At 64.3% G+C, this 16,778-nt stretch carries 17 protein-coding genes; 11 read left to right on the plus strand and 6 right to left on the minus strand.

Annotated elements, in window-relative coordinates:
- Positions 1-2 precede the first annotated feature (2 nt).
- Entirely contained in the window at positions 3-461 is a 459-nt protein-coding gene (locus EI983_RS04735) for a GFA family protein (protein ID WP_246162284.1), read from the minus strand.
- A 109-nt stretch (positions 462-570) separates the two neighbouring features.
- Here EI983_RS04735 and EI983_RS04740 point away from each other — a divergent pair, with 109 nt between their 5' ends.
- On the plus strand, positions 571-1,158 hold the full coding sequence (locus EI983_RS04740; protein ID WP_157706252.1) for a glutathione S-transferase family protein: 588 nt from the start codon (positions 571-573) through the stop codon (positions 1,156-1,158).
- A gap of 124 nt (positions 1,159-1,282) precedes the next feature.
- Here the strand turns inward: EI983_RS04740 and EI983_RS04745 are convergent, their stop codons facing one another.
- Positions 1,283-2,446 carry a TIGR03862 family flavoprotein gene (locus EI983_RS04745; RefSeq protein ID WP_157706253.1) on the minus strand — a complete coding sequence of 388 codons (1,164 nt, stop codon included), beginning with the start codon at positions 2,444-2,446 and terminating at the stop codon, positions 1,283-1,285.
- A complete protein-coding gene (locus EI983_RS04750) occupies positions 2,443-3,768 on the minus strand; it encodes a mechanosensitive ion channel family protein (RefSeq protein WP_157706254.1) in 1,326 nt (441 codons plus the stop codon). The genes EI983_RS04745 and EI983_RS04750 overlap by 4 nt, the downstream gene beginning before the upstream one ends.
- 71 nt (positions 3,769-3,839) lie before the next feature.
- On the opposite strand from EI983_RS04750, the gene EI983_RS04755 reads away from it, so the two are divergent.
- Both EI983_RS04755 and EI983_RS04760 read left to right on the plus strand, forming a co-directional pair.
- Positions 3,840-4,136: an HNH endonuclease gene (locus EI983_RS04755; protein WP_157706255.1), complete on the plus strand. Its 297-nt coding sequence runs from the start codon at positions 3,840-3,842 to the stop codon at positions 4,134-4,136.
- A gap of 66 nt (positions 4,137-4,202) precedes the next feature.
- Positions 4,203-5,573 (plus strand): multicopper oxidase family protein, encoded by a 1,371-nt coding sequence (locus EI983_RS04760; protein WP_157706256.1) that lies wholly within the window; start codon positions 4,203-4,205, stop codon positions 5,571-5,573.
- Positions 5,574-5,627: 54 nt separating this feature from the next.
- On the opposite strand, the gene EI983_RS04765 is transcribed toward EI983_RS04760, so the two are convergent.
- Positions 5,628-6,236 carry an enoyl-CoA hydratase/isomerase family protein gene (locus EI983_RS04765; protein WP_157706257.1) on the minus strand — a complete coding sequence of 203 codons (609 nt, stop codon included), beginning with the start codon at positions 6,234-6,236 and terminating at the stop codon, positions 5,628-5,630.
- Positions 6,233-6,982, minus strand: a complete 750-nt coding sequence (locus EI983_RS04770) for an SDR family oxidoreductase (RefSeq protein WP_157706258.1) — start codon at positions 6,980-6,982, stop codon at positions 6,233-6,235. The genes EI983_RS04765 and EI983_RS04770 overlap by 4 nt, the downstream gene beginning before the upstream one ends.
- A 140-nt stretch (positions 6,983-7,122) precedes the next feature.
- On the opposite strand from EI983_RS04770, the gene EI983_RS04775 reads away from it, so the two are divergent.
- The 5 genes from EI983_RS04775 (at position 7,123) to EI983_RS04795 (ending at position 13,496) form a co-directional block, all read left to right on the plus strand.
- A complete protein-coding gene (locus EI983_RS04775) occupies positions 7,123-8,637 on the plus strand; it encodes a DUF2125 domain-containing protein (RefSeq protein WP_157706259.1) in 1,515 nt (504 codons plus the stop codon).
- 109 nt (positions 8,638-8,746) lie between these two features.
- On the plus strand, positions 8,747-10,270 hold the full coding sequence (locus tag EI983_RS04780) for a DUF2125 domain-containing protein (protein WP_157706260.1): 1,524 nt from the start codon (positions 8,747-8,749) through the stop codon (positions 10,268-10,270).
- Positions 10,271-10,348: 78 nt separating this feature from the next.
- Positions 10,349-11,695 (plus strand): TldD/PmbA family protein, encoded by a 1,347-nt coding sequence (locus EI983_RS04785; protein ID WP_157706261.1) that lies wholly within the window; start codon positions 10,349-10,351, stop codon positions 11,693-11,695.
- Positions 11,682-12,458 (plus strand): 3'(2'),5'-bisphosphate nucleotidase CysQ, encoded by a 777-nt coding sequence (locus tag EI983_RS04790; protein WP_157706262.1) that lies wholly within the window; start codon positions 11,682-11,684, stop codon positions 12,456-12,458. Before EI983_RS04785 ends, EI983_RS04790 begins: the two co-directional genes overlap by 14 nt.
- Positions 12,459-12,593: 135 nt before the next feature.
- Positions 12,594-13,496, plus strand: coding sequence for a DMT family transporter (locus EI983_RS04795; protein ID WP_157706263.1), 903 nt, complete (start codon positions 12,594-12,596; stop codon positions 13,494-13,496).
- Here the strand turns inward: EI983_RS04795 and EI983_RS04800 are convergent.
- Positions 13,429-14,253, minus strand: a complete 825-nt coding sequence (locus EI983_RS04800) for a glycosyltransferase (protein ID WP_157706264.1) — start codon at positions 14,251-14,253, stop codon at positions 13,429-13,431. The genes EI983_RS04795 and EI983_RS04800 overlap by 68 nt on opposite strands.
- 258 nt (positions 14,254-14,511) lie before the next feature.
- Between EI983_RS04800 and EI983_RS04805 the strand changes: the two genes are divergently transcribed.
- The 3 genes from EI983_RS04805 to rpsG all read left to right on the plus strand — a co-directional run bounded on the left by EI983_RS04805 (position 14,512) and on the right by rpsG (position 16,774).
- A complete protein-coding gene (locus tag EI983_RS04805) occupies positions 14,512-15,507 on the plus strand; it encodes an Ldh family oxidoreductase (RefSeq protein ID WP_157706265.1) in 996 nt (331 codons plus the stop codon).
- 411 nt (positions 15,508-15,918) lie between these two features.
- A complete protein-coding gene (gene rpsL / locus EI983_RS04810; protein WP_157706266.1) occupies positions 15,919-16,290 on the plus strand; it encodes a 30S ribosomal protein S12 in 372 nt (123 codons plus the stop codon).
- Between the two features lie 13 nt (positions 16,291-16,303).
- Positions 16,304-16,774, plus strand: coding sequence for a 30S ribosomal protein S7 (gene rpsG, locus EI983_RS04815; RefSeq protein ID WP_157706267.1), 471 nt, complete (start codon positions 16,304-16,306; stop codon positions 16,772-16,774).
- Positions 16,775-16,778: the final 4 nt, after the last annotated feature.

Raw genomic sequence — 16,778 nt, forward strand, 5'->3', positions numbered from 1 at the left:
GGTCAGCTTTCGGGCGGCGCAAACAGCGCCATCATCTCGGCCTCGGTCATCTTGTGCGTGTCTCCCGCAAAGGCATAGCCCTCGGGCTTGCGGTCGATGAAAATCTCCTCGGTCAGTGTGATGCCCGTGGTATCGTCCAGGCTGCCCAGCCCGAAATGATGCTGATCGTGATGCGGGCCCGGTGCGGTGACGCGGTAGAACAGGCTGCTCCCGCAGCGGGCACAGAACCCGCGCTCGGCCCAGGCGGAGGAGGCATAGCGGGCAAGTGTGTCGTCCGACTGGAACGTCACCTTCCCGCCCGGCACCTGCACCCCAAGATAGACCCCGCCCGAAAACTTGCGGCACATGCCGCAATGACAGGCCCCGGTCTGTCCGGGCACATCCCCGAGGGTGAATCGCACAGCCCCGCACAGGCATGATCCGGTCTTGTCCATCTGGCTCTCCTCCGCTTTCCAAACCATAGCGCGACCCTAGCCAGACGTCATGACAGTTTCCGACAGTATCATGCCCCTTGCCATTTGCCGGTGTGCGCGCGACGCTGCCGCCAAACCGTCACCCAAGGAGACCCCCATGTACGAGATAATCGGCACCCGCGCCAGCCGCGCCATCCGGGTGCTCTGGCTGGCCGAAGAGCTGGCGCTGGACTACACCCATATCCCCGCCAAGCCCCGCAGCGACGAGGCCCGCGCCGCCAACCCCTCGGGCAAGATCCCGGCCCTGCGCGAGGGCGACGCGGTGATCACCGACTCGACCGCGATCATGACCTACCTCGCCGACAAACACGGCGCGCTCACCGCCCCTGCGGGCACCATCGCCCGCGCCCGGCAGGACGCCATGACCCAGACCATCCTCGACGATCTCGACGGCGTGCTCTGGACCGCCGCCCGGCACAGCTTCATCCTGCCCGAGGAACACCGCGTGCCCGAGGTCAAGGACAGCCTCAAATGGGAATACGCCCGCAACATCGCCCGTATCGAAGACGGGCTGTCCGGCCCGTTCGTGATGGGCGAGGCGATGAGCGTGCCTGACATCCTGCTCACCCATTGCCTGCGCTGGGCCGGGATGGCTCAGTTCCCCGCCCCGGGCGAGAAGCTGACGGCCTATCAGGAGCGGATGCAGGCGCGCCCGGCCTTTCAGAAGGTCATCGACATGCCGTGACGGCCGCGCCGCGCCGCGGCGGGTGGCCCGGGGCGCAGCCGGCCCGATCAGGCGGATTTTCGCCCAGAATGTCGATTGTACAATTCAGGGGGTCATTTTGTACAATTTGTACAAAATTTCGCGCTCACCCGTGGGTTCTGGCCCAATCCGCCGCGGCGCGCCCGGCCCAGAGCCCGGTGGCAAGACAGGCGGTGATCAGATAGCCGCCCGTCGGCGCCTCCCAGTCCAGCATTTCGCCCGCGGCAAAACTGCCGGGCCGGGTGCGCAGCATCAGGCCCCCGTCAAGCGCGTCAAACCGCAGGCCCCCGGCGGTTGAGATTGCCTGATCCATCGGGGCAGGGCCGGAATGTTTGACCTGCAAGCCCTTGATAACAGGTGATAAATCTTCGGGCAGGGGGCGGGTAAACTCCATCAGCAAGGCCTGCTTTTCGGGCGGCAGTTTCAACGCCTTGCGCAGGTGGTTGCTCAGGCTCTGCTTGCCACGCGGCCGCGCCAGCCGCTCGCGGATCTGCGTTGCGCTAAGATCGGGCAGCAGATCGAGGATCAGCGGCGCACCGTCGCGCACCGCGCGAGACACTTCATACAGCCCGCCGCCCTCCAGCCCCTGCGCCGAAATCACCACCTCGCCCCGCGATTGTAAATCGCCCGCGCGCAGGGTTATGCCTTTGACAGGCTGTCCCAGATGCCGGGCCATATGCTCCGACCAATGGATGCGAATCCCCATATTTGCGGGTTGAAACGGTGCGGTCTGACCGGGCAGATGCTTGGCCCAGACCCCGTCCGACCCCAACCGCGCCCAGCTCGCTCCGCCACAGGCCAGCACCGTGACACGGGGGGTAAGTCGCTGATTTCCCTCAGGTGTTTCGAAGAGAACCGCGCCACCATCCCACCCCGTCCAGCGCCACCGTCGCCTGAGGTCGATGCCGAGCCGCTCCAGATGCGCGAGCCAGGCGCGCAGGAGCGGAGAGGCTTTCATCGCCGTGGGAAAAACCCGCCCAGTGCTGCCGGTGAAGAGCGGCTGCCCCAGCCCTTCGGCCCAGGCCATCACCTCTTGCGGACCAAAGGCTTCGAGCATCGGGCGGAGCGCGGGCACATCTCCATAAGCCTTTATAAACGCTGCTGAATCCTGTGATTTTGTCAGGTTCAGCCCCGATTTTCCGGCCATCAGGAACTTGCGCGCCGGTGACGGTTTCGCCTCAGCCACCAGCACGCTCAGCCCAGCCTCCGCCAGGGCCTCCGCCGCCATCAGACCGGCGGGCCCCGCACCGATGACAAGCGCATCCGTCACGAGGCGGGCGGCTCCTGCCCGTTCAGCCCCACATGATGCACCACGCGCTGCGGGTAGGGGATCTCGATATTGTTGGCTTTCAAGGCGTTCCAGATCGCGAACAGCACCTGCGGCGTATACCGGTTTTTGCCGTCATCGATTCCGTTGACCCAGAATTCCACCGCGAAATCCACGCCGCTGTCACCAAAGCCGCGCAGCTCGCAATCGGGCGGATCAGGCTCTTGCAGGATGAAGGGAAGGGCGCTCACCGCCTCTTCGATCATGTCGGGAATGATATTGATATCAGTATCATAGCTGACCGAAAACGGCGCCTCATAGCGGTTCGCTGTGCCCTGGTCAGAATAGTTGATGACCCGCCCGGTGATGAAATCCTCGTTCGGGACCACGATCCAGCGGCCATCGAATGTCTCAAGGATCATCGCCCGCGCGGTGGTCTTCACGATGGTGCCGGCCTCGCCATCAAGCTCGACGTAGTCGCCCACCGTGGCCTGCCCTTCAAGCAGGAGGATCACGCCCGAGATGAAGTTGGACGCGATCTTTTGCAGGCCGAACCCAAGCCCCACGCCAATCGCGCCACCCAGCACGGCAAGGCTTGTCAGGCTGATTCCCATGATATTCATCAGGATCAGGAACGCCGCGCCGAAAATGGCGATTTCCGCTGCCTTTGCAGCCAGTTGCCGCGTGGCGGGGGGCATCTCGTCCTGTGACTGGATATAGCTGTGGGACTGGTCGTTGGACCAGCGGCCCAGCCAGAAGATCACGCTGCCAAGGGCAACGCCCTGGATCAGCCAGAGCAGGTTGAACGACATGTTGCCCAAGGGCACAATTGTTGTCTCCAGCGCTTCGGCCACCACGTCGAGCAGACCCACGGCATAGAGGGCCGCAACTGGCAACAATATGTATTTGCCCAACAATTTGAGGAACGGATCCTTCAGGATCTGCGTCACGAGGCTGCGCGCGGCGAGGAACAGAAAGACCCGTTTGCCAAAGGCGATCACTGCGCCGGAATCGAACAGAGACCGCACCACCGTCTCGCCAATGGCGGTGAAACCATAGGCCAGCAACGGCAGAAGCAACGGCACGAAGACCAGCACGAACCGCCGCGCCGAGGCAAAGATCGACCGGCTCTCCGCCGCCGGTGTCAGCACCCGCCGCAGCACCGGCTTCAGCGTTCGCGCCAGCAGCCAGGCCAGCAGATACGCCGCCACCAGAAGCGCGAGCTGTGACCATGCCGCCGGGCTCATCGCCCAATCCCTGGCAATCTCCCAGCCCTGCATCGCGTAATCCATGGCCCGCGTTACGATCTCTGGCTGCCCTTCCATCACACACCCCTTGCCGTTTGTGATACACGCCCCATCGTCATGCCCGTCGAACCAGAAAGGTGCAAGCGCTAGTGTCGGATCATCCCCTCTGCCCCCTGTGTGGCCGCGCCATTCCGCCCGAGGCGCGGCAGAGCCAGCATCACCTCACGCCCCGGCTCAAGGGCGGCAAGGGCGGGCCAACCGTCCTGTTGCACCAGATCTGCCATAACGAGATTCACGCCACCCTGACCGAGGCCGAACTGGCGCGCGACTTCAACACGGTCGAGGCCCTGCGCGCGCATCCCCGGCTGCAGAAATTCATCGCCTGGGTGGCCAAGCGCCCGCCTGGCTTTCACTCCAAGACACCGGGCCGGCGGCGCAAGCGCTGAGCCGGTGCTTGACCCGCGCCGATTTCTTCCCATCCTTATCCGAAACGTCCCAGCGAAAGCCTGCCCATGCTCACACGCCGCCAGCTTCTGACCCGGGCCGCAGCCCTGCCGCTTGTCGCCGGGGCAGGGGGCGCTCTGGCTTCGGCGCAAGCGCGCAGTCTGACGGCCGCCGCGACGGCGTTGCAGATCGCCCCGCCCGACTATCCGCGCACGCCGGTCTGGGCCTATAACGGTCAGGTTCCGGGCGAGCAGCTGCGCTATCGGCAGGGCGAGGTTCTGGATGTCCGTTTTGTCAACGGCCTGGACGAAGGCTCCACGATCCACTGGCACGGGCTGCGCCTGCCCAATGCGATGGATGGTGTTCCCTACATGACCCAGGCGCCGGTGATGCCGGGCGAAAGCTTCGACTACCGCTTCGCGCTCCGGGATGCGGGCACGTTCTGGTACCACCCGCATGCCAACTCGGTCGAGCAGATCTCGCGCGGGCTCGCCGGTGTGCTGGTGGTGGATGAGGCCACGCCGCCCGATGTAGACCGCGACGAGGTGCTGGTGCTGGATGACTGGCGGATGACCGAGACGGCCGAGATCCACCCGTCCTTCGGGCACCGGCACGATATGTCCCATGCCGGGCGGCTGGGCAATTACGTGACGGTGAACGCGCGCGACGATCTGAGCTATCAGGTCCGCACCGGAGAGCGCTTGCGCCTGCGATTGGTGAATACCGCGACGGCCCGGATATTCCGGCTTGCCCTGCAGGGGATGCAGGGTTGGGTCGTGGCGCTGGATGGCATGCCCCTGCCTGCGCCTCAGCCAGCCAGTGAACTGGTCATCGCCCCCGCGCAGCGCGCCGATCTGATCGTGGACATCACCGCCGCCGACGAGGCGCTGATTGCTTCGGTGGAACGTCAGGGCACCTTTGCGCTGGTCAGCTTCGCCGTGTCCGGGGCCCCGCTCGCCCCCCGGCCCACGCCCGGGCCGCTGCCCCCTAATGATCTGCCATCGCTCGATCTGTCGGCGGCGCGCTCCTACCCTCTGGTGATGGAGGGCGGCGCGATGCGTGGCCTGCCGGAAGGCGCCATCTGGGACGGCAGGAAACTGGGCTTTCGCGAGCTCGCCGAGCAAGGTCAGTTCTGGGCCTTCAACGGCATTGCCGGGTCAACCGAAACACCCTTTCTCAGCGCCGCCCTGGGCGAGACGGTGCGCATACCCATCACCAACCGCACCGCCTGGTTTCACGCCATGCATCTGCATGGCATGCATTTCCGCGAGGTCCTGGCGGATGGCAGCTTCGGTCCCTGGCGCGACACGCTTCTCATTGCCCCTGACGAGAGCCGCGAGATCGCCTTTGTCGCCGACAACCCCGGCGACTGGATGTTTCACTGTCACATGCCGTCGCACCAGATGTCAGGCATGATGAACTGGGTGCAGGTCACCTGATCGCCCGCCACTTGTGTTTGGCGAAACTACTCCCGCGTGGCGCGCAAGACACTCTTACCCGATCAGCCGTTTGATCGCCTCGGCATGTTCCCGCGTCGCACCCAGCGTGTCGGCTGCCAGCGCGCGGGCCTCGTCCAGCAGGGCGTCGGGCGCGACATGCCGCTCCACCAGCCCCCAGGCCAGCGCCTCTTCCGGGCTGACCTTGTGACCGCCCATCAGGATCATCTTGGCGCGAGACGCCCCGACAAGGGCGGCGAGCCGGCCCGGATCGGAGGGTTGCGGCAGAAACCCGAGCTTCATCACCGGATAGAACGCCTTGGCGGTGGGCACCGAAATCCGCAGATCACAGGCCAGCACCATGCCCATCGCCCCGCCCGCCACCGTGCCGTTCAGGGCTGCAATGCTGAGGCCGGGCAGCGCGGCAATAGCACCTGATAGTCGTTCCCAGACCGGGTTGGTCGGCAGGTCGGTTTTGGCGGCCTCCAGGTCCATGCCCGCGGAAAACACCTTGCCCGCGCCGGTCAGGATCAGCGCCCGCGCCGCCTGTGCGGCCTCGGCGATATCGGCCAGTTCCGACAACATCTCATAGGTCAGAGAATTGGCCTTGTCGGGGCGGTCGATCGTGGCGATCCAGAGCCCGTCATTCTTGTCCAGCGTAATCATGTCAGCCCCACCTTTGTCCGAATCTCCGGGTCGCGCAGCGAAATTTCCTGGCCGAGATAGTCATCGGCCCCCGCCCCGCACATCCATAGGAGTGCCTGCGCGGGCCAGTCCGCCGGGATATGATCGGACCAGTCAAGCTGGGCGACCGGGTTCACGCCCGAGGCCTTGATCTGGTGCTGCATCTCCGTGGCCACCGTGCCGGGCGACAGCCCCATGGCGCGGATGCCGTGCGCGGCCCCTTCCTTGTGGGCGCACATGGTCAGCATCGCCGCCCCGGCCTTGGAGGTGCAGTAATGGCTCCAGCCCTCCAGCGCATTATGCGCGGCCCCCGAGGACACGGTCAGGATCGTCCCGCCGCCAGCCGCCTGCATCACCGGCATCGCCGCGCGCATCCCGTAATAGACACCCTTGAGATTGATATCGATGACCTTGCCCCAATCCTCCGGGTCCGACGCGGCAAGGTGGCTGATCGGCTCGATCACACCGGCATTGTTGATCAGGATATCCAGCCCCCCGAAGGTGCTCCGGCAGGCCTCGACCGCGCCCGCCACTTCCCAGTAGCGGCTCACATCGCAGGGAATGGCAATGGCCTGCGCCCCGATTTCGCCCGCCAGTTCGGCAATCTCCGCCTCCGAGCGCGCGACCAGCGCCACGCTGGCCCCCGCATTTGCAAAGACCCGTGCCGCGGCGGCTCCGATTCCCCGGCTCGCCCCGGTGATCAATGCGCATTTTCCGTGCAAATCCATTGCCCACTCCTGTAATTTTCTTCTGTCGTACATAGGTAGATAGCCGTGGTCCAGCAACAACAGCCCTTGACCCTCAGGGCGCTAAGTCGGAAGCTGCGTGCCAGTGATTTGTTAGATAGAAAGGCTTGATAATGCCCTTGATGCATAAAACGGCCGCCAGCGTGGCGGCGCTCAGTATTTTCATGAGTGGAACGGCCGCATTCGCCGAGGTTTCCGCGCAGGCGGTCTGGGACGACTGGAAAGGCTACATGACCGGCTTCGGCTACACGATCGACGGAAGCGAGGCGGCCTCCGGCGGCACGCTGACGGTCTCGGATGTGACCATGTCGATGCAGATCCCCGAAGAGGATGCGTCGGTTTCGATGACCCTGCCACAGCTCAGCTTTGTCGAAAACGGCGACGGCACCGTGTCGATTGAGCTGCCGCCGGTGATGCCGATGAATATCAGGGTCGACACGCCCGGCGACGACGATGCCGATATTGCCCTCGAATATGTCACCGACGCGTTCTCGATGGTTGTGTCCGGAGAGACGAATGATCTGCTCTATACCTATTCGGCCAATGCGGTCAGCCTGGCGCTGAAAACGCTGGTCGTGGAAGGTCAGACGATTGATGTCGGGGCCGCCGAGATGAGCGTGGCAAATCTGGCCGGCACCACGTCGATGAAGGTCGGCAACCTGCGCGTGAGCGAGCAGAGCATGACCACCGGCCCGGTAAGCCTCGTGGTGGATTTCAAGGATCCGTCGGGCAGCGGCTACCTGAAAATGAACAGCAAATACGACACGATGAGTTTCGACGGCGGCGGCAGCTTCCCGATGAACATGAACCCCGATGACATGGCCGCGATGCTCAAGGCGGGCTTTGGTTTCAACGGCGGCTTCAGCTACACCGGCGGCGCCACCGATTTCGAATTCGAAGACCGTGGCGAGAGGGTGGAGGCGACCACAAGCTCTGACAGCGGCGCCTTGCAGATGGCGATGGACGAAAGTCAGCTTGCCTATGCCGGTACGGCCAGCAACATGAAAATGATGATGGCGGGGGGCGAGATTCCCTTCCCCGTGGAACTGGCCATGCAGGACACGGCCTTCAGCATGAAAATGCCGCTCTCCAAGAGTGACAGCGCGCAGGAATTCGCCCTTGGCCTCACCCTGGGCGATTTCACCATGTCGGACATGATCTGGGGCATCTTCGATCCCGCAGGGCAGCTTCCGCGCGATCCGGCGACCGTGGCGCTTGATCTGACGGGCATGGGCAAGCTCAATTTCGACGTGATGGACCCGGCCCAGATGGAAGCGGTCGAGCGTGGCCAGATGATGCCCGGCGAGCTGAACGCGCTGACCCTTAAGGGCCTGACCGTGCGCCTTGTCGGTGCAGAGCTGACCGGCAATGGCGATTTCACCTTCGACAACTCGAATCTTGAGACATTCGACGGCATGCCCGCGCCGGATGGGGCGGTGAACCTCAAGCTGACGGGCGGCAATGCCCTGATCGACAAGCTTGTGGCCATGGGGCTGCTGCCGGAAGAGCAGGCGATGGGCGCGCGCATGATGATGGGCCTCTTTGCGGTGCCGGGTGAGGGCGAAGACAGCCTGACCTCCAAGATCGAGGTGAAGCCGGACGGGAAGATCCTGGCCAACGGGCAGCGCATTCAGTAGCGCCTCCCGCCCCGTATGACATGAAGGCCCGCCGCATCGTCCGACTGGCGGGCCTTTCCCTTTTCCCCGGGCCCTACGCCTTCGATACATTTCCATAAGGATTACTGATTTGCGTTCCCTTTTGCCTTTTACCGCCGCTTCCTCCCTTGCCCTCTTCGCCGCCGCGCCGACGCTGGCCGATGTCACCGCCGAGCAGGTCTGGACCAATATGCGCGCCCCAATCCTGGCCATGGGCGGTCAGATGGAGGCAAGCGCCACGCGCAAGGACAACCGGCTTGAGATCGGCGAGACGGTGATCCGCTTGGCCCTGCCGATGGGCGCGGGCGACGTGAGCATCACGACCTCTGGCATGAGCCTTGCCGAGAATGGCGATGGCACGGTTGCCTTGCTCCATCCCGCGCAGATGTACGCGCGTTTCCGGGTGGACGGGCCCCAAGGGCTGCTGGCTGCGGCGGCGATGACGATGGACGGGGCCAGCTACAGCGCCACCGCCTCGGGGGAGGCGGGCGATGTGACCTATGCCTATTCCCTTGGGAATGGCTCGTTCCGGCTGGGTGAGGTGAATGTGCCCGAGGCCCCGGATATGCAGATCGACATGAGCGGTAGCATGAGCGGAATGCAAGGCACCTATCGCATCCAGGAGGGCGAGTTGCTGACCGTCACCGGCGAGGGTGGCATGGGCGAGATGTCGTTTGACGTGGAGATGGTCGATGACCTTGGTATCTCCAGCACCGGCAGGCAAGTCCTGTCAGGCGGGCAGTCCGGTTTCGCCATGACGATCCCGGCAGGCAAGATTGACCTCATGAACCTTGCGCAAGGGTTGCGCGACGGGCTTGCGGTAAAAGTTACCACAGAAGGCGCTCGGCTGGACAGCACCACGACGAGCACGCTTGATGGTGAGTTGCTGGCAGTCCAGAATTACGGCTACCTGACCGACAGCATCAGCTATGTCCTCGACGCCTCGGGCCTGAACGCCACGGGGCGCAATTCCGATATCTGGATGGAATTCCAGGTCGCAGAGGCGCTGCCGATCCCGATCAAGGCCACAGCCGGGGCGATGGAAGGCGCGCTGGTGATGCCGCTCAATGCAACTGAAGGCACGGGACCGTTCACACTGAACACCATGATCGAGAACCTGGCCATTGACGAGGCGCTCTGGGCCATGATCGACCCCGGCGCACAATTGCCGCGCGATCCGGCGAGCCTCACGCTGAACCTTTCAGGGCAGATCGAGCTTCTGATGGACCTGCTGGATCTCAACCGCTGGATGCAGATGGGCCCCGATGCGCAAAGCCCGGTGCTGCTGCACGGTCTGACACTCGATGCGCTCAGGCTTGATCTGGCCGGGCTCGCGGTGGATGGCGAGGGGTCGTTTACCTTCGACAATTCCGACTATGACACCTTTGACGGGATCCCCGCCCCGGAGGGCACGCTTTCACTGAACGCCTCCGGGGTGAACGGGTTGATTGACAACCTGATCGCGATGGGGCTGATAAGCGCCGGAGAGGCCTCGGGTTATCGGCTGATGATCGGCAGTGTCGCCGTGGCAGGCGACGGCGAGGATACGCTGCGCTCGGTCATCGAAGTGAAGCCCAACGGTCAGATCTCGGCCAACGGGCAGCGGCTGCGGTAAGTGCCGGTCCCGGGCTGAAACCCATTGTATCCCGGCGCGCGCCGCTCTACCTCTTTGCGCGGTAAAGGAGGCTGACCCATGAGCGCATCGCTGGAGACCGTGACCCACGCATTGATCGACCGTGCGCTCAAGGCGGGGGCCGAGGCGGCGGATGTGCTGGCGGTGCAGGGCCATGCCATGACCATCGACATGCGCGGCGGGACGCTGGAACAGGCAGAGCGGGCCGAGGGCGTGGATATCGGCCTGCGCGTGCTTATCGGGCAGAAACAAGCCATCGTGTCGGCGGCCGATCTGCGCGAGGCAACGCTGGATCAGCTCTCCGAACGCGCGGTGGCCATGGCGCGCGAAGCGCCGGATGATCCCTATGTGGGCCTCGCCCGGCCGGACGAGTTGGCGCAAGGCTGGGACATGGCCGCGCTGGAGCTGTCCGACCCGGCCCCCGAACCCAGCCCGCAGGAGTTACAGGACGAGGCGGCGCGCGCCGAGGCGGCAGCGCTTGCGGTCAAGGGGATCACGCAGGTTCAATCCGCAAGTGCCGCCTATCACTGGCGCGAGATTTACCAGGCCGCAAGCAATGGCTTTTCCGCCGGGTTCACCCGCACCGACAGGGGGATCTCATGTGTGGCCATCGCGGGCACAGGGACCGGCATGGAGCGCGACTATGACAGCGACAGCCGGATTTTTCAGTCCGATCTGCGCAGCGCCGAGGAGATCGGGATCCGCGCCGGGGAGCGCACGGTCGCCCAGCTGGGCGCGCGCAAGCCCCCGACGGGGGCCTTTCCGGTGCTCTTTGACGAGCGCGTGGCGGGGACGCTGATCGGGCATCTTCTGGTGGCGGCCAATGGCGCTTCGGTTGCGCGCGGGGCCTCCTGGCTGCGCGACAGTCTGGGTGAGGCGGTGCTGCCCGCAGGGTTGAGCCTGCACGAAGACCCGTTGCGCCCGCGCGTTTCGGCGTCACGCCCCTTCGATGCGGAAGGCTTGCCGACAAAGCCGCGCGATATCGTCAAGGACGGTGTGCTGACCGGCTGGACGCTGGACCTGGCCTCGGCCCGGAAGCTGGGCATGACCTCGACGGCCAACGCCAAGCGCGGCCCCGGCAGCCCGCCAAGCCCGAGTTCGTGGAGCGTGGCTCTGACCCAGGGTGATCAAAGCCGGGACGACCTGCTGAAGGAAATGGGCACGGGCCTTCTGGTCACCGGCATGATCGGCTCGACGATCAATCCCAATACAGGCGATTATTCACGCGGGGCAAGCGGCTTCTGGGTGGAAAACGGCGAGGTGCAATACCCGGTCAACGAATGCACCATCGCCGGCAGCCTGCCGAATATGCTGCGCCACATCACGCCTGCCAATGATGCGCGCGCCTGGGTCAGTCGCGTCGTGCCCTCGCTTCTGGTCGAAGGTCTGACCCTTGCCGGCGCGTGATCTGCCGCTTCTGATCGAGGCGGCGCGGGCGGCGGGAGAGGTAGCGATGCGCTATGCCGGTGAAAGTGCCGTGCGCTGGGACAAACCGGAAGGTGCCGGGCCGGTCACCGAGGCCGATATCGCCGTGAACGATCTGCTGGAGCAGGAGCTGCGCGGAGCTCGGGGCGATTATGGCTGGCTTTCGGAGGAAAGTGCGGACGATGGTGCGCGGCTCAGCCGTGAGCGTGTCTTTATCATCGACCCGATCGACGGCACCCGCAGTTTCATCGAAGGCTCGAACACCTGGGCGCATTCCATCGCAGTGGCCGAGAAGGGCAAGGTGACAGCCGCCGTGATCTACATGCCGAAACGCGGCAAGCTCTATGCGGCGGCGGCGGGCGAGGGGGCCACGCTGAACAATGCGCCGATCCGGGTGGGCGTGGAGACGCGCCTCGCGCGGGCCACCGTTCTCGCGGCACGACCGGCGACCGAGCAAAAGCACTGGAAAGGCGGGCATGTGCCCGCGTTTCAGCGTGCCTACCGGCCCTCTCTTGCCTACCGGCTGGGGCTTGTCGCCGAAGGCCGGTTCGATGCGATGATGACGCTCAGACGCAGCTGGGAGTGGGACATCGCCGCCGGTGATCTGATCCTGCGCGAAGCGGGTGCGGTGACGTCGGACCAGGCGGGGCAGGGGCTGATCTTCAACAACCCCGATCCGCGGCTCAATGGCGTGCTGGCCGCCAACCCCGCGCTGCACCGTCAGATCGCGCATGCCCTGAGTTGAGCGCCAATCGAAAATGACACATTTTCGAGACTGTTTTCTGTGCCAGAAAACAGGGGGTGGCAGATGATGCGCTCAATTCGCTTGCCGTACCGGGGGAACCGGGTCTAATGCGCCGGAACACTGGGGCAGGGCCACATGGTACGATCCGACAACTTGACTGGCGCGCTGCTGATGATGGCGTCGATGGCGTGTTTCGTGCTCAACGACACGTTCATGAAGCTCATGGCCGGGCAGATCCCGCTCAACCAGCTGCTGTTTCTGCGGGGGCTGCTGACCTCGCTGGCGGTGGCGGTGATGGCATGGCGGATGCGCGGCCTGATCGTGCGCCCGCCGCGCAGGGACCGGCGGCTCATCGTCTGGCGCACGCTGTCGGAAGTGGGGGCTGCGTATTTCTTTCTTACCGCGCTGTTCAACATGCCGCTGGCCAATATCACCGCGATCCTTGCGGCCTTGCCGCTGACCGTCACCCTGGGGGCGGCGATCGCCTATCGCGAGCCGATCGGCTGGCGGCGGATGCTGGCCATCATTGTTGGGTTCGGCGGGGTAATGCTGATCGTGCGGCCGGGCACCGATGGCTTCACTTTCTACTCGCTCTATGGTCTGGCCGCAGTCGCCTGCGTGACGATGCGCGACCTCACCACGCGGGGGCTGTCGAAAGAGACGCCGTCGATTTTCGTGACACTCATCAATTCGGTGGCGGTCATGGTGGTGTTCGGCCTGGCCAGCCTGCTGGAACCGTGGGCCGAGATGGACCTGCGCGCCGCCGCCCTGACCACGGGGGCCGCCGTGCTGATCATCGGCGGCTATCTCTTTTCGATCATGGTGATGCGCGTGGGCGAGATCAGCTTTGTCGCCCCGTTCCGCTATTCCGGCCTGATCTTCGCGCTGGGCCTTGGCTGGCTGGCGTTTGGCGACTGGCCCGATCCGCTGACGCTTCTGGGGGCGGGGATCGTCATGGGCAGCGGTCTGTTCACGCTGTATCGCGAGGCAAAGCTGGGTCGGAAAACACGCGCTTCACGTGCGCTTCGTCGACATTGAACTTGTCGCGGAAATAGGCCCGCTGCGCATCTGTGATGGGGGTCAGCACGCCGGTCTTGTAGGCGGCGGCGGAATCGTTGTCGTCATGCTTGGCACGCAGATACATGTGCGGATGCGGGTTGATCATCGTCGGCATGTGGGTGTGCAGCTTGTGATGGGCATAGTTCATCACCGTCTTGCGGTCGCCCGGGCGGAACAGCACGGCGAGGCCACAGGCCCAGAAGGGCGACTGGATTTCCTCGGCCTTGATGCCGTCCGGGGACAGGCTCACCGAGTAGCCGGTGTTATATTCGAACGCCATGTTCTTCCAGCGTTTGCGCATCGGCTCGGTATGGCGGGCAAACCAGCGGGTTGAGCGCACGAAATTGATATTCACCGCGTCATCATCGTCGAGGCGGAACTGGATGTTTTCCTCGGTGTCCTCGCCCAGTTCTTCCTTGATGGCGATCTGCATGGCGAGGCGGTGCTTCATCGGCTCCATCGCGACGATCTTGATCTGGGGAATACCGGCACAGAGATCGCGGAGCCGGTCGCCATACACCTTTGGCAGGCTCTCCCCAATCAGGATGATGAAGGTAAAACGAGGGTCCTTCTGGGCCTTGATCGAGGGCAGGGTGAGCGCCTCGAAATGGGCAAATCGTAGCGCCATGCGGTCCGGGGCATAAAGATAAGCCTCGCGGTCTTCCACGCTGTCATGCATGCGTTTGAACCCGCCGAGGGCAGGGTAGGAAAAGCGACAGATGCCGATAACGCGCATGAAGGGCCTGATGTCCGGACTGCTCTTGCCGCCATGGTTGCAAATGCCGCCGCGCCCGGCAAGCCGCAAATAGCCGCGGCAGGGAACACGCGGGATTGCAAGGCGCGGCCCGGACGGTTTCTCATCCCGGCCGCTGTATATGGCGGGGCAGGCGCGGCACAGCCTAAACCCGTGTTGCAGCTTTGTGGCAAAATCCCTTAGAGATGGCACCGCACCCTGTCCGCAGGCGCGCCGGTGATCAGGCAAAAGGATAATAGCATGAGCACGACATCCCTCTCCCTCGACGACATTCAGGCGCTGGCGCAGAGCGCGCTGGTGGCCAATGGCTGTGATGCGGACAATGCCGGGGCGGTGGCCGATATCGTGACCCGCGCCGAACGGGATGGATCGCATTCGCACGGGCTCTTCCGCATCCCGGGCTATGTCAAGGCGCTGCGCAGCGGCAAGGTGAACGGCAACGCCCGGCCCCGGCTGAGCCACCGCAGCCCGGCGATTCTGCATGTGGACGGGGATGGCGGATTTGCGCCCCTCGCCCAGGCGACAGGGCTGAGCGCGCTGGCCGATGCGGCGCATCAGATCGGGGTGGCGGCATTGTCGCTGACCAACATTCACCATTTCGCGGCCCTCTGGCCCGAGACCGAGTTCCTGGCCGAGCGCGATCTGGCCGGGATTGCCTGCACCGCCTACATGCCGTCGGTCGCGCCGGCCGGGTCGACCGAGAAGCTGTTTGGCACGAACCCGATCTCCTTTGCCTGGCCCCGCCCGGGAAAGGCGCCGGTCTGCTACGATATGGCGACGGCGGCGATGGCGATGGGCGATGTGATGATCGCGGCCCGCGACGGCAAAAGCGTGCCGCCCGGCACCGGGCTGGATGCCGAGGGCAACCCGACCACCGATCCGGCGCTGATCGCCAAGGGTGTGCTGCTGCCCTTCGGAGGCTACAAAGGGTCGGCAATTTCGCTGATGGTCGAGTTGCTGGCGGCGGGGCTGACCGGTGAGGCGTTCAGCTATGAGGCCGCGATACGTGACAATCACGATGGCGGTCCGCCCCGTGGCGGCGAGATGGTGATCGCGCTGTCGCCCGCCCTGCTGGCAGGGCCGGGATGGGAGGATCATGTCGAGGGCTTCATGGACCGGCTGACCGCGCTCGAGGGCGTCCGCGTGCCCGGCGCACGGCGCCATGCCAACCGCAAAGACACCGGCCCGCGCGCCATCAATGCCGAGCTGGTCGAAACGATCCGCGCATTGATCTAGGCCTTTTCGGGGCCGATCAGCGGGCCCTTGGAGTTTGGAAATTGCATGTCCGGATATTTCCCGCAGAAGCGCAATCCGACAGGGTATGTGTCCGCCAAAGCGCCCCGGTTTGTCACTGTTTCGCTGAGACGCACGCGCCGTGTCAGGGTGCTGTTGACAACGCATCCGACTCCCCGTATACGCCCCCCAATCTCGGCTCGGGGGTCGCCCCGCAGGTCGATATCAAAACTGTAGTGGTCAAGATCCGGGCCGTTTGAGTGCCCCGATCCTCTGGGAACCCGCCGCGTCGTTCACCTCGGAATGGGAACGCATGCGGTGTTTGCGCTTTGCGGACGCGTGAGGTGCTCGAAGATTAACCGCACGGCCTGGTCGTGCAAGACACATGTGTTGAGAGACGGGGAAAGAGACCCAATGCCAACGATCCAACAGCTGATCCGCAAACCGCGCCAGCCGAAAACCCGCACCACCAAATCCCTGCACCTGCAGGGCTGCCCGCAAAAGCGCGGCGTGTGCACGCGCGTCTATACCACGACGCCGAAGAAACCGAACTCGGCCATGCGGAAGGTTGCCAAGGTGCGCCTGACCAATGGTTTCGAAGTCATCAGCTACATCCCCGGTGAAAGCCACAACCTGCAGGAGCACTCGGTGGTCCTGATCCGTGGCGGCCGTGTGAAAGACCTTCCCGGTGTGCGTTACCACATCCTGCGCGGCGTTCTGGATACGCAAGGCGTCAAGGACCGGAAACAACGCCGTTCGAAATACGGCGCCAAGCGTCCGAAGTAAGAGGAATACTGAGATGTCTCGTCGTCACGCCGCAGAAAAACGCGAAGTGCTGCCCGACGCCAAATATGGCGACCGGGTGCTGACCAAATTCATGAACAACCTGATGATCGACGGCAAGAAGTCGGTTGCAGAGAAAATCGTCTACAACGCGCTCGACCGCGTTGAGGACAAGGTGAAGCGCGCGCCGGTGGAAATCTTCCACGAAGCGCTCGACAACATCAAACCCTCGGTCGAGGTTCGCTCGCGCCGTGTTGGTGGTGCCACCTACCAGGTGCCCGTCGAAGTGCGCCCCGAGCGCCGCGAAGCGCTTGCGATCCGCTGGCTGATCACCGCCTCGCGCGGCCGCAACGAAAACACCATGGAAGAGCGCCTTGCCGGTGAGCTTCTGGATGCGGTCAACTCGCGCGGCTCGGCCGTGAAGAAACGCGAAGACACCCACAAGATGGCCGAGGCGAACAAAGCCTTCAGCCATTACCGCTGGTAATAAA

Origin of the sequence: Roseovarius faecimaris, assembly GCF_009762325.1 — a bacterium.
In the GTDB taxonomy this organism is placed as follows: domain Bacteria; phylum Pseudomonadota; class Alphaproteobacteria; order Rhodobacterales; family Rhodobacteraceae; genus Roseovarius; species Roseovarius faecimaris.